General features: G+C 61.2%; 11 protein-coding genes. 10 read left to right on the forward strand and 1 reads right to left on the reverse strand.

Annotated elements, in window-relative coordinates:
• Window positions 1-408: 408 nt before the first annotated feature.
• The 9 genes from J3A64_RS23305 (at window position 409) to J3A64_RS23345 (ending at window position 10,782) form a co-directional block, all read left to right on the forward strand.
• Window positions 409-1,866, forward strand: a complete 1,458-nt coding sequence (locus J3A64_RS23305) for a hypothetical protein (protein ID WP_286363962.1) — start codon at window positions 409-411, stop codon at window positions 1,864-1,866.
• A gap of 24 nt (window positions 1,867-1,890) precedes the next feature.
• Window positions 1,891-3,453, forward strand: coding sequence for a hypothetical protein (locus tag J3A64_RS23310; RefSeq protein ID WP_210066473.1), 1,563 nt, complete (start codon window positions 1,891-1,893; stop codon window positions 3,451-3,453).
• Entirely contained in the window at window positions 3,450-5,090 is a 1,641-nt protein-coding gene (locus tag J3A64_RS23315; protein ID WP_210066474.1) for an ATP-binding protein, read from the forward strand. The genes J3A64_RS23310 and J3A64_RS23315 overlap by 4 nt, the downstream gene beginning before the upstream one ends.
• A complete protein-coding gene (locus tag J3A64_RS23320) occupies window positions 5,087-6,811 on the forward strand; it encodes a type IV secretory system conjugative DNA transfer family protein (RefSeq protein ID WP_210066475.1) in 1,725 nt (574 codons plus the stop codon). Before J3A64_RS23315 ends, J3A64_RS23320 begins: the two co-directional genes overlap by 4 nt.
• Window positions 6,808-7,188 carry a DUF4913 domain-containing protein gene (locus tag J3A64_RS23325; RefSeq protein WP_210066476.1) on the forward strand — a complete coding sequence of 127 codons (381 nt, stop codon included), beginning with the start codon at window positions 6,808-6,810 and terminating at the stop codon, window positions 7,186-7,188. The genes J3A64_RS23320 and J3A64_RS23325 overlap by 4 nt, the downstream gene beginning before the upstream one ends.
• Before the next feature lie 73 nt (window positions 7,189-7,261).
• A complete protein-coding gene (locus tag J3A64_RS23330; RefSeq protein WP_210066477.1) occupies window positions 7,262-8,314 on the forward strand; it encodes a PDDEXK nuclease domain-containing protein in 1,053 nt (350 codons plus the stop codon).
• Between the two features lie 449 nt (window positions 8,315-8,763).
• Complete coding sequence (locus tag J3A64_RS23335) at window positions 8,764-9,501, forward strand: nuclease-related domain-containing protein (protein WP_307807240.1); 738 nt, start codon at window positions 8,764-8,766, stop codon at window positions 9,499-9,501.
• 364 nt (window positions 9,502-9,865) lie between these two features.
• Window positions 9,866-10,228, forward strand: coding sequence for a response regulator transcription factor (locus tag J3A64_RS23340; RefSeq protein ID WP_210066478.1), 363 nt, complete (start codon window positions 9,866-9,868; stop codon window positions 10,226-10,228).
• A 161-nt stretch (window positions 10,229-10,389) separates the two neighbouring features.
• The gene (locus J3A64_RS23345) at window positions 10,390-10,782 is read left to right on the forward strand and encodes an STAS/SEC14 domain-containing protein (RefSeq protein WP_210066479.1); all 393 of its coding nucleotides are present in this window, start codon (window positions 10,390-10,392) and stop codon (window positions 10,780-10,782) included.
• Window positions 10,783-10,896: 114 nt separating this feature from the next.
• Here the strand turns inward: J3A64_RS23345 and J3A64_RS23350 are convergent, their stop codons facing one another.
• Window positions 10,897-11,739: a PAS and ANTAR domain-containing protein gene (locus J3A64_RS23350; protein WP_210066480.1), complete on the reverse strand. Its 843-nt coding sequence runs from the start codon at window positions 11,737-11,739 to the stop codon at window positions 10,897-10,899.
• 212 nt (window positions 11,740-11,951) lie between these two features.
• On the opposite strand from J3A64_RS23350, the gene J3A64_RS23355 reads away from it, so the two are divergent.
• Window positions 11,952-12,992, forward strand: a complete 1,041-nt coding sequence (locus J3A64_RS23355; RefSeq protein ID WP_307807241.1) for a VanW family protein — start codon at window positions 11,952-11,954, stop codon at window positions 12,990-12,992.
• The last annotated feature ends 137 nt before the right edge of the window (window positions 12,993-13,129 follow it).

Here is a 13,129-nt window from a genome sequence, read left to right on the forward strand (position 1 = left end):
TTTCTGGCGTTGTTCCTCAGCTTCGGGGTGATCACTGCCGGTCCTGCACAGGCAGCGGACGACATAAGCAAGTCTGAGAAGTTAAACGCAGACCAGCTCAAGCGTCTGGCCGGGCTCCCAGCAGACCAGCGTGACAAAATCCGAGACCGGCTAAACCAAGAATTGGCCAAGAACGCATGTGGTGATTTTGCCTTTTCGACGGCGATGTCGGGTGTCAATTGCGAGAGTGTTTCTGCCAAAGCATTTGGGTCATTCCTGACAACACCGGAAAAGGCGCTGGACTACGACGGTACGAACACCGTCCCCTTCTGTACTGCATTGCCAGGTGCGGGTGCGCCCTCCCCAGCTACCGCTTGGTGCGTCCAGGGTTCTGCTGTTAAGAAGTTTCTCCCGATTGCTGGGGTGGTGATGCGGACGGTCATCTCCACGATGCCGGGCGGTCAGGTTGTCCTGGGCACCGTGGATACTGTGGCGTTCATTGCTAACGCGAACGACGGGTTTGAGAAGTTTGCAAACACCGTGAAGGCCGAGGGTGTGAAGTCCACCAATGAGGTGTTGAACAACCTGTTGAAGGTCTCCGTGTTTGAGATTGATGACGCCTTCCGTGCCACGTGGGCTGTGTTCGCCGGGATCGGGATCATCGTCATGGGTTTGATGTATTTCAAGCTCTGGAAGGACGTTGCGAACGAAGAGATCGATATGGACTCTGCGCGGACGTCTTTGCTTTGGTATGGGCCGTTGTCCATGGTCTTGGTGCTGTTCGGACCGGCTATCGGCTATGTGTTCAACGGATGGATGAGCGGTGTCACTGAAGGGGTCACGTTCTGGACTTCCAGCAGGGTCACAGATTTTGGCGTTGCTATTTCCCGGTTCGCATCTTACGAGTCCAGTGGCGCGTTCGGGCCTTTGGCGGCGGTGCTGCTGTTCGGTTTATTGTTCCTTGTTGCGTGGGCCATGCTCGGGTTGCTCGCGTTGCAGCCGTTGGCCCTGTACCTGTTGGGGTTGGGCATCGCACTGATGGTCGGGTTCATGATTCACCCGAAGTACCGTGAACGCGTGGGCAAAGTCAGTGCTCTGTGGCTCGGGATTTCCTTGTCGAAGCCGTTGCTGCTTCTGCTCATGGGGGCTGTGTTCAGTTACATCGCTTCGCGTCCGGCGTTTAGCGGTGAGGGTGTGGACGATGGCATGGTGAACGCGACGTCGGTGTTCCTGGCGGCGGCCGCGATGTGTGTTCTGGTTTTCGCCTTGCCGCTGCTCTACAAGTATGTCCCCATCCTTTCTGCTTCTTCGACCAGCATGGGTGAGGGCCGCCAGTCCGTCGTCGGACCGGCCATGGTCGCCGGCGCGGGCGCGGCGATCTCTTCATCGATCCGGCAGAAGCGGACCGCCCAAGTACAGTCCGGCGCTACGGGCGGACGGAGCGGGAGTCCTTACGGCGGTAGGGCCGCCACGAACGGTCCCTCGTCGATGACTACGCAATCAGATGGCCAGGGCGGTTCAGGGTTGGGATCGAACGGTTCGGGACTCTCAGGCCGCCGGAGTGCAGCCTCCAGGGTTCCGAACGAGCAGGGTGCACCCTCAGGCCAGGACGACCAAGGCGGCCAGGCACAAGGACAGGGACAGCCGGAAACCCGCACGATCGGGGAGCTGCAGAAGGCTGACCGCGCCGGAACCGGCGGGGCGAAGGCAGCACAGGCTCTGAAGACGGGTGCCGGGGCAGTGGGCCGGGGATCGGTGAAGGTCGCAGCCGGTGGTGCGACGGCGTTCCTGCTGGCGGGCCGGGAAGCCGCACGTCAGGCCTCCATGCGCGGCCAGCGCTCGGCACGGTCGATGGCGCCGGATACTGACCACATCAGTGGCCGGTAAGAGAAGTACAAGGAGTAGGTAGTCATGGGAAGAATGGTTGTTGTCGGCGGTGAGGTCCAGAGCCGTGGCCTGTTCGGGGGAAACCGGACAGCACCGGAGTGGATCGGCCTGTCGATCTCCGTCGGTGCCGCACTGCTGATCGTCCTGGCAGGCGGCAGCCAGCTCGTTGCCCTGATCATCGCCGCGGTGCTGGTTCTGGCTGGGGTCATCCTGACCACGCCCAACAAGTTCTCCGGTCACCGCTCCTTGGGTGCCATTTTCGTGGAGGTTCGGCACAAGAAGGTCCGCGCCAAGAACAAGTCCTTGGTCTATGTTCCGGTGAAGGACCGCCCGCAGACGCGGATGATCAAGGCCGGGAAGAAGGACCGGGAACGGGCCGACGAGAACGGCATGATCGAAGTGCCTATCGGGCACAAGGACAACGCCCCTCTTATGGTGGGCACCGTCCGCCATTTCTCCATCGATACCCCGGAAGGGCCGCTGGTCATCTTCCGGCATCAGGGCAAGGTCAAGAAGTCCTACTACACGGCCACGATGGAAGTCATGGGTTCGTCCTCGGGGATCCGGGAGGAATACCGGAAGGAATCCGGTCATGTCGCCCGTGGCCAGTACCTTGCCCGGTTGGCCCGCCGGCAATCCCTGGTCACCCATGTCCAGACGTTGGCCCGGGCGGTGCCGATGGATTCGGCCGATCACCTGTTGTGGGTCAAACGGCGGGTCGCGCAGAACGTTCCGCGGATCCTGTTGGAGTCCTACGGCGAGTTGTGCGAGACGACCCGTTCGCGGTCCGAACAGCACCGCACCTATGAGACGTTCCGGATCCCCGGCTCCCCGGCACTGTACCGTCGCGCGGAAGCGTACGGGGCAGGGGACGAAGCTATTGGTCAGGCGATTTATCAGGAAATCCGCTCCGCCATGGCCCAGGCGTCGATGATGGGGTCGATCACCAATTCCCGGCCGCTCGGCCCTCTAGCCATGGCCGCGCTCTTGCGTCACCAACAGGACCCGGACTTCGACATTGACGACTACGACGGCGCGGACCTGATGGACTGCTGGCAGCACCTTGACGGCGCAGCGTCTCCCATTTCGCTGGTGGTCAATGATCACTGGCACATCCGCACCGGCTACGTGCCGGCCTCGGCGTTCAGTCCTGCACCGATCCCGGTTGAAGCGTTGGAAGCGATCATTAGCGGCATCCAGCCCGCTGTGGTGCATTCGGTGTCCATGGTCATGGAACTTGAAGACGCGCGCAGTGCCCGGTCCAAGGCCCGCTCGGACGCCGCGATGGACAGGGCAACGAGCAATAAGGTGGCCAAGTCCGGTGTCGTCACCGATGGCACCGAAGAAGTGTTGTTGGGGGCCTCCCACCAGCGGCTCCTGGATCTGAAGCCCGGTTCGGGCCACCACGGCGCGGCCTACGGCCTGTATATCTCCTTCGCGGTGGAGGACGCGAACGAGATTCTCGCCACCACCGACATTGTTGAGGCAGCTGCCTCCGATGCCGGTATCGAGTTCATTGACTGGTTGGACCACCGCAACGACCTTGCCCTGATCGCCACCATGCCGTTCACGAGGGGAATCCGATGAGCACCACGAACGACGTCAAGCGTTTGAGCCTGCCGTGGGCTCTGGCCAGCAAATCCAAGCGAACCACCAGGGCCCAGGCCCGCGCCGGGAGGCTGGAGCTCGAAGCAGCTGCAGCCGATACCGCGGCCGAGGGTCTCCGGCGGAACAAACCGCTGAGCAAGCGTGCGGTGAAGAAGGCTGAGAAGAAGGAAACCAGGGACCGGGAGCTGGAAGAGGCCCAAGCGAACGCCAAGACACGCTGGCACCACGAGCGGAAGTGGGCTTTCGCGTCGAAACTGGGGTTCTATGACCCGGCTGCTCCGGGTATTGCATCGTCCACGCGGCAGATGGAGTTCTCCCATATGGCGATTGCTTCCCCGCCGACGTCGCACCGCGGTCTGGTGTTCGGCGTGGACGCCGGTTCGGGGTGGATGATCGTCCATGACCCGTTCACCGCTTACGGTGACACCCTCGAATCCCCGAATGTCTGCTACATCGGTGACCTCGGGCAGGGGAAGTCCTCGGCCATGAAGACCTGGGGCGTGCTGCGTCAGCTGATCCTCGGCCGCCGTGTCGTGGTGATCGATAAGAAGTATCAGAAGGACGTCGGCGGAGGCGAGTACACACCCCTTGCCCGGAAGCTCGGCGTCGCTCCGGTCCGGTTCAATATCGGTGGCGGCGGATCCCGGATCAACATCCTGGATCCCCGCATCGCTGCCCGGTTGAACGAGGAAACCCACGACAGCGCCGAAGCGTTCCGCACCCCGGCCGGCCAGTCCATGCTGGTCCGTGCCGTCATGGAAGAAGCCCTTCGCCGGCCGATGACGCCCAAGGAAGGCAAAGCCGTCCGGATGGCGCACCGGCAGGCCTTGACGGATGCGAAGAAGGCCGGGGAAGTCGCGCACATCGGGCACGTCCTCAAAGCCCTGTACGCGCCCAACGAAGACGCGGCGAAGGCTACGAACCTGACCGTGGAAGAGCTGCGCGAATGGGGTCAGGATCCGGCGTTCGAGCTTGAACGCATGATCGAGGATGACCTGGCCGGTCTGATCGACGGGGAGACCAGCGCGGATATCCAGCTCAACGCCGGCCTGACGGTGTTCGATGTGTCGCTGCTTCCCGAAGACGGTCCGGCGTTGCCGATCGTCATGACGATCATCAACACCTGGTTGGCTAACACCCTCTACCGTCAAGAAGCAGCAGTCCCCACGGTCCTGCTGATTGAAGAGGCTTGGCACACCGTTCAGGGGTCGGTGGCCACGGTGACCCGGCGCAATACCAAGCTCTCCCGTGCACTGTCCCTGTCGTGCCAGTTCGCGTTCCACCATATCTCCGACATCCCGGCCGACAGCCCGGCCATTTCCATGCTCAAGGAATGCGGCACGGTCCTGCTCTACAAGCAGCAGAAGAGCGCCGACGCGTTGGCTTGTGAAGAGATGTTCACCCTCCCCGTGGGGACGGCCGAGGTGATCACGAAGCTGGTCAAGGGCACGTGCCTGTTCAAAATTGACCAGTACGATCCTTTCGAGGCCATCCATGTCCGCAGCCCTCTGGAGGTGGAGCTGACGGACACGGACGGTGCCATGAAGTCCACTTCCACTATTGCGTTCACCGAAGAATCCATCACCGATGAAGCCATGGAGGTTATCCCGGCATGAGCAAGCAAACGTCAACAGACACCCTGATGAAGCTGGGCCTGGCAGGCCTCATTGTCGGCCTGGTGGCTATCGCCTGGGTCGCGGCTACCCTCGGTGAGTTCCTGACTCCCACGGGAATGCCGTGGACCAACTTCACGGAGCTGGTGGCGCGGTTCAAGGAGGGCACCTTTCTCTGGCCGGGGGCCGCGACGTGGATCGCCATTGTGTTGGCGGTGGGTCTCATGTTTGGCGCTGCATTGCTCGCTGCCGGCCGTGGCGGTGCGGGCAGTGCAGCGCAGCGTGAGCTGGGGAGCCGGCTCGCAACCGGCGCCAAGCTTGCACCCTTGATGGAGAAAGAGCGGAAGAAGGATGCCGCGCAGCTGCACCCGAAAGCCGTGGGTCTGCCTCCTGGACAAGTGCTGGGCCAGACCGCCGCCGGGAAACCTGCCGTTCTCTATCAGGGCTGGCGGGATTTGGGGGTATGCATCATGGGCCCTGGGTCCGGTAAGACGTCCTGTTTTGTTGTTCCTCGTCTAGCGGCAGCTCCGGGTGCGGCATTGATGACGTCCAACAAGGTTGACGGCGTAGCCCAGGTGATTGCTGCCCGCCACCATCTGGGAACGGTGTGGTTGTGGGATACCGGCAAGATTTACCGGCAGTCCGACAGGCCGGACTTCATTTTCAGCCCCCTGTGGGAAGTGAAGGGCACCGAGGATGCCATGCGCCTGGCTTCCTGGATCATCACAGCGTCGATGAAAAACAACCCCCGTACCGACAGCGAAGCGGCCGAGGACGCCCAGTTCGGGCCAGCGGGTGAGTCGTGCCTGGCGTGGACACTGCTGGCCGCAGCCCTGATTGGGAAGGCCCTCGGCGATGTCCACGAATGGATCTCCAAAGGATCGTTCGAAAAGGTCAGCAACATCCTTGCCGACCAGTACCCTCGCCCCGCTGCCGAGATGAGGGGCTTCGACAAGTGGCCTGACCGTACGCGCGGGTCCTTGGTGGCGACCACGCAACGCATGTGCCGCGACCTGGTGCACGACGCCATTCTGGCGTGGACCACTCCCACGCCGGGCATCCGCAATTTCGATCCGGCAAAGTTCATGGAGGGTCGGCAGACCATGATCCTTCTGTCCGAACGAGGCCCCGGCGGTGCCGGCGCCGTTCTTACGGCGATGATCAAAGCCATCTGCAACGCCGCGGTCCGGAAAACCCCGGGCGAAGCACGTTTGGCGGTGCCGTTGGTCGGTGAGCTGGACGAAGTGGCCAACATCGTTCCCTGGCCTACGCTGCCTCAGGATTTCAGTCACTACGGCTCTCGCGGCCTCTGCTTTACCCTTTACCTCCAGGGTTGGTCCCAAGGCTGTGGTGAATGGGGCACCAAAGGCATGCAGACGCTGTGGCAAATGTCCGGTACCCGGTTCGTGGGCAGCAACGAGGAAACCGACTGGACTGAAGGCCTGTCCAAGGCGATCGGCACCTACCAGCGCAAGGAGCAAGGCTCCGACAGGAAGGAGCGTCTGCCGAAGGTCAGCGTGCAGGACTTCGCCGACCTGCCAAAATTCTCCGGGATCCTCAGCAGCAGCGCTGCCCCGGCAACCCTGTTGCGACTCACTCCTTGGCACAAGAACAAGGAACTGAGCAAAACCATTGAGGCCGGCATGGAGGCCGCTACCGCCATGGCCACCGGCGAACCGCAGCCGACCGCTAATCCCGTTCCTGATAAGCAGGTCGCAGCATGAGCGAAGCAACTGGCGAAGTCCCGGAGCTGAGCGAGCAGGAGTTGATCGATAACTTCGTGGATTGGGTGGAGGCCTTCATCCACGACATCGAAGCCGTCACCGACGACGAGAACACCCGGTACTGGTGCCCACAGTGGTGGAACCACCCCGAAGCCGTCACCCGGCTCCGGGCTCTGCACGAGGAGTACGTCCGGGCCGAGGACGAAAACACGCTCTCCGGCTGGTTCGTATACCACTGGGATGCCCACGCCAGGACGCTCTTTTCTGCCACCGGCCCGTTCGAGCTGTGCCGGGAAGGCCACCACTTCTTCAACCGCCAGCACACATACATGCCACGATTGGCAACAGAAGCCGTCCCGGCAGGTTGGGCACCATGACAGAGACACCAATCCGACGGACCGGCCGCCCATGTCAGGAATCCTGGACAATGGACCAACTAGGGTGGAAGGCGTGACTGATCTACGCACTGTTGACCTACCCAGTGGCTACGCTGAACTGCTTGACGGCCTAAAGAGCACCGTCCGGAATGCACGGATCAAAGTTCTACGGACTGTTAATACCCAGTTGATCGAGCTGTATTGGACTATCGGGCAGGGCGTGAGACTCCAGCAGGAACAGCACGGCTGGGGGAGCGGGGTGATCAAGCGCCTGTCCTCGGACTTGCGTGCCGAGTTCCCTGAACTGAAGGGCCTTTCCCCGCGCAACATCCAATACATGACGACATTCGCCGGAGCCTGGCAGGACGGTCCAATTGCGCAACAAGCTGTTGCGCAATTGCCGTGGGGTCACGTAACCGTCCTGCTGGACAAGTTGGACACCCACGAAAAACGAACCTCCTACGCTGCAGCCGCCGTCCAATACGGGTGGTCCAGAAACGTAATGCTGAACATGATCATGAACCGAACCCTTGAAAGGACCGGCGCAGCTCCGTCCAACTTCACGCAACAGCTTGTTGCGCAAGACTCCGAGCTTGCCCAACAAATAGCAAAAGACCCCTACAACTTCGAATTCCTGGGCTTGTCCGGAGAAGTCGCTGAACGCGAACTGGAACTGGCCCTGACCAGTCGAATCACCGAAACCCTCCGAGAGCTCGGCCCAGGATTCGCTTTCGTCGGGCGGCAAGTCCACTTCGACGTCGACGGCGACGATTACTACGTCGACATGCTCTTCTTCCACATGGACCAGAACAGATACGTGGTCATCGAGCTCAAGACAGGGAAGTTTCAGCCGGAGTTCGCCGGCAAACTTAATTTCTACGTCGCCCTCGTCGATGACATGCTCCGCCGCGAGCACCACAACGAAACCATCGGCATCCTCATCTGCGGCACGAAGAACGACCGCAGCGTCCGCTACAGCCTCGGCCGCTCGACCTCGCCGATGGCGGTCGCCGCCTACACCTACGACAAACTCCCCGCTGCCGAACAAGAAGCTCTCCCCACCGAAGGACACCTCGTTGCGGCCCTCGACTGGGCCGAACCGGACGATGAGACCAACCCCGAATAGCCCACCCGGGCCCTCAGAGTCCAAAGAAGCTAGGACTCTTGAGCCAGACGTGTCCAGCGGAGCAAATGTCCAGACACTTTCTCGGCAAGTAAGCCCCTGACCCGGCAAGCCCATCTATCTGGATGGGTTGTTCGGCGAGTCCTAACCAGCCACAATTTCGCAGCAGCTCTTACACCATCGCTGAGGGGCGTGCGGCTGCTGGAGCTTGTGGCTAGAGCGGCGCACCGGGTTTGAGCAGCGGCTTGCTGCGCAAATTTCCCGGCTGGGCCAAAGCACCGGCAGCCTTTGGGCCTAGTTCGGCACAGCCGTTCTGCCATCATTTCGCTCAAGCATGCGAACGGATTCAAGGCAGGGAGGCGACTGTGGCTGAACCCGGAACCGGGCAAGATCACCCGGACCCGATGTCGACTGCGTGTTGGAGTCTGAAACAACGGATGCCAGGACAGGGTGTGATCGAGCATTTGTTGGCGCTGCAAGCACAACAGCGGCCCCGGCTCTTCGTACACAGGATCCTCGGGGTAGATCCATTGGCAATCGGGAGTCACTCTTGGTACAAAGGCGCTCTGGGCGAGATCGCCATTGGCTACCTCCTCACGGCCCTGGGCCCGGACTGGACCGTGCTGCATGCCGTTCCCGTCGGCGCCGAAACCGCCGATATCGACCATGTCCTCATCGGCCCTTCAGGTGTGTTTACCATCAACACCAAAAACCATAGTGGCCAGGGTGTCTGGGTTGCAGGACACGTGATGATGGTGGCAGGCAGGAAACAACGCCACCTCCGCAACGCCCAGTACGAGGCCACCCGGGCAGCGAACCTGCTCGGACGTCAGGTACGCGCGACGGTTCCGGTCGCCGCCGTCATCGTCATCCGGAATCCCAAGTCCTTGACAACAAGGGATCAACCCTTCGGCGCAGCAGTCCTCACCGATCAGCAATTGATCCCTTGGCTCAAATCCCGCCCGGTCTTCCTCAGTCCCAGGCAGGTCGAACTCCTCGTCGCAGCCGCCGAAAAGCCAAACACCTGGCACCGCAAACCACAACCAGCTACGGACCCGGTCCTCGTGCGCAACAGATTCTCGGCCCTTCAAAAAAGCATCAATCAGTCCCGGGCAATACGCGGGGCATGGGTGCTGGGCATACTGCTCACAGTGCCGATCGTCATGCTGGCAAGACTAACTGGGCACTAGGGACCCTACCGCCGGCAAGGGCCCTTCATGAAGTTGCAGGACACGCATTGGTGAGCCGGCGAGGAAGTCGGCCCGTGCGGTTGAGGCTGCTTGTTTGCTTAGTTTCTACGGCAGGCAGACCGCCTGTTAAGGCCGTCGTGACCGCTTGTACATGGCCCTTGATGAAATCTTGAGGAGCAGCTGGCATCGTGGAGGGGTCTCGCATAAAGCATGGGCGGGCTGGGTGGCCTGTTCTGCAGCGTGCGGGCCCCCAGATTCCCATGGTCGGGTTCGGCTGGGTATCTCAAGAGGCCCTGAATACTCTACTACTCGGCGCCGTCCGTGAGAGTTGAGTACACGGTACTCGGGGCTTGAGGAGGAGCTCTTGTCGTCGCGGGGGTTGTCCCTGGTTATCGAAGACGATCAGGACATCAGTGAGTTGATTGCGCTGATCCTGAGCGGCGCCGGATTCGAGGTGGAGCCTGTTGCCAGTGGCGTCGAAGGACTACGGACCGCTGCTGTTCTGCAACCGGACCTGATTACCCTGGACGTGGGCCTGCCTGACATGGACGGTCGAGATGTGGCGCGCGGACTTCTCATCGTCTGCACCGCCCCGATCATCATGATCACCGCGCACGCCGGAGTTGATATGGAGCTCGAAGGCATGGCCGCCGGAGCGATCGTCCATCTGATCAAGCCCTTCAGGCCGGGGGAGTTACGCGCCCTCGCCGACCGGCTATGCCCATGACGCCGACACCTGCAACGGAAGAGCGCCTGCGCGAGCCGTGATGAGGCCCCGAGTCCCAGGCTTCTTCCGCCGCGGCCAAGTTCCCGTTCTGTGGCATGTCGTTCTATCGCCTGCGCGCAGCGGTGGCTAGTCTGGGCCTCACTAAACATTGGGGGCGGACGATGGATCAGGTCGTGGTTGGTGGGGGCAAGGGCACCTTGGAGCTCGGGGATGCGGGTGTTCTTCACCTGGTGTGGAATCCGGGCACTGTTCTGGAAGCGGCTGATGTCCAGGATGCGATGGCGTCAATCAATAGGGTGGCCGGCGGGGGCGAGTACCCGATGTTGATCGACATCACGCACACCAGGGAGGTGACCCGTCGGGCCAAGTCCGTTTTCAGCACCAAGTGCGCCGCTTCACGGATCGCGCTGATCGGTTCCGGCCCGGTCAGCCGCGTCATCGCCAACTTCGCCATGGCGCGACGAACCATGCCGTGCCCCACCAGGTTCTTTAACTCCCGTGCCGAGGCCATGGAATGGCTCCTTCAGGAGCCCCGGGCCGGCGCAGCCTCCTAAGCCACAGAAGGCTGAGCGACTGCCGCAGCCACTTACGGAGCAACGACTATATGACGTGCCGTTCTCACCCGAGCTGTCAGTGGCGGCGCAATCGGCTCCGGAGGCCGGGCGGCATCACTGCGGAGGGCGGGCGGCGGCGTTGGCGCTTGTTGCCGGTCGGGTCCAGCGTCGCAGGACGGCGTGGATGCGGCCTTCCTCGGCTGCCGCGACCAGTCCCGCTGCAACGACTGTGACTTTAGTGTTGGTGTTTTGGCTGACCTGTGAGATGCGTTCGAAGGCTTCGGCAGGGCGGATGTTGAAGTACCCCATCAGGATGCCTTTGGCCTGCTCAATGACACCGCGGGACGCGTATGCGTTGACCAGGGCAGAGGTTGCGGCATGGCCGCTTTCGATCGCGATGGCCCGGGTCAGGTCGATCGTAAGACCGTGAATGGAGATGACCTTCCCTGCCTCGTCCCGGTCTGCTTCAGCCACGGTCAGGACCCGGTGTTCTTTTCCTTGGCTGTCGATAATGCGGTGGAAATTCGAGCCTTGCCCGCCATCACGGGCGAGGGTGTTGATGAGTTGCCGGGTAGCGTCGCGGTCCTCCGGGTGTTTGTGAGCGACAACGAGCTCGGCTGTAGGAACGACCTCACCCCGGGTATAGCCGTGGATGCGGAACAGTCCCTCGGACCATGTACTCAGCCCCGTTTCCAAGAACAGGCTGAAAGATCCTGTGGGGCACACTTCCCCTTCGGGAAGTGGGAAACCATACGAGATGCGTTCCTCTGCCATCAGACCTACTCCCGGGCTCTCGGAAGGCCACCCTCTGGCCTTTTCCCTGATGCTAACCCGTGGCGCGGACGTACCTGTGGCACAGGCAACAGCCTTGAGGATGAAGATCCGGTAAAACCGGTCCTGGCCCATGAACCAGAACACCGGACCTTCATCCCTGATGAACGGAAGAATAGTTGGCATCAGCTCGTCTTGGTCGTCGAATTCGGCGAAGGCTTCGAGACCTACATGACACAACCTATTGAAAGCACGTATTTCGTACCTGCTGACTTCCTGAAGACGGCGCGGCATCAGAGCCAAGGCTGCCAACGCCGATAAGCACCCTTCCGTAACTATTGGCGCAGGCCTTGGTGCAAAGCTTGCGGCTAATCCAGAGTGGGCTAGACGTACTGGCCGTGAGGGACAAGTCACCTGCTGCTTGGCTTTCGTCGCTTCCAATCGGCGGGTTTCAGGACGTTCGAGACTCGGATTTCCCGTTTTCTCCAGCGTCTGTAAAGATGTGTCCGATGCCGATATTTGTGGGCGTCGGGCCGCCCGTTTTTGGGCTCGTTATTGGGGAAACATTGCCACGAAAGTTGTTCTGCGAAATATCGCCTTTCACATACCGTCTCTCGGTTCAGCGCATGATCATCACGCGGAAGGTCCGGGATCTCTTCTCCTTCACTGCCTTCGCCCGGCTACGACCCGATGAAGTGTTACCGGAGGTGGTTTATCGCCACAATTCGTTGATCCGACGGAAGCTCGGCAATGTTGACCTGCACCTGCAGGAGAACAAGGCGATCAGCCTCGGAATCGCGGCACCGTTGGTGAATTCGGTGGTTATCCGCCCTGGAGAGACGTTCTCCTTCTGGAAGCTCGTCGGCAGTTGCACCGAAGCGAAGGGGTACCGGGAGGGGCTGGTCATCAATCATGGCCGGGCAGATTCTGGCATCGGGGGAGGGCTGTGTCAGTTCACTAACCTGTTGCATTGGATGGTCCTGCACAGTGAACTGACCGTTGTCGAGCATCACCACCACGGCGACTTGGACTTGTTTCCTGACTACAACCGTCAGATCCCCTTCGGCTCAGGCACTTCCATCATCTACAACTACCTGGACTATCGGGTCCGGAACGACACCGACCAGGCCTATCAATTCCTGGTCACAACCTCAGATGAGCATTTGCGCGGTGAACTCCGTGCAGAGCGTGCCCCCGAAGTGAAGTTTCACATCCGTGAAGAAGACGCGTACTTCCACGAAGTAGACGGGCACGTCTATCGCCACAACAAAGTGATGCGCCTGACCCGCGATAAGCGCACAGGATTAGTGACATCCAAGGAACCGATTATCGAGAACAACGCACTTGTCGTTTACGACCGGACGCATATCAACGCGCCCATTCTAGATGCCCCACCCCGGCCGGAAAATGACGGAGTGCTGGCCGCGGCGACCGCCTGAAGGTATCGGCCAACAGTCCCGGCCTGCGATACCCGCTGGCGTCTCATCTTCAACCTGCCTTAAGTTGGCAGGGTTTCAGGAGCGCTACTGGCGGTTGTTCCTGGCCTGCGGCGTTGCGGGTGTGCAGACGGTGAGAG

Source organism: Pseudarthrobacter sp. PvP004 (genome assembly GCF_017876035.1).
Lineage (GTDB): Bacteria > Actinomycetota > Actinomycetes > Actinomycetales > Micrococcaceae > Arthrobacter > Arthrobacter aurescens_A.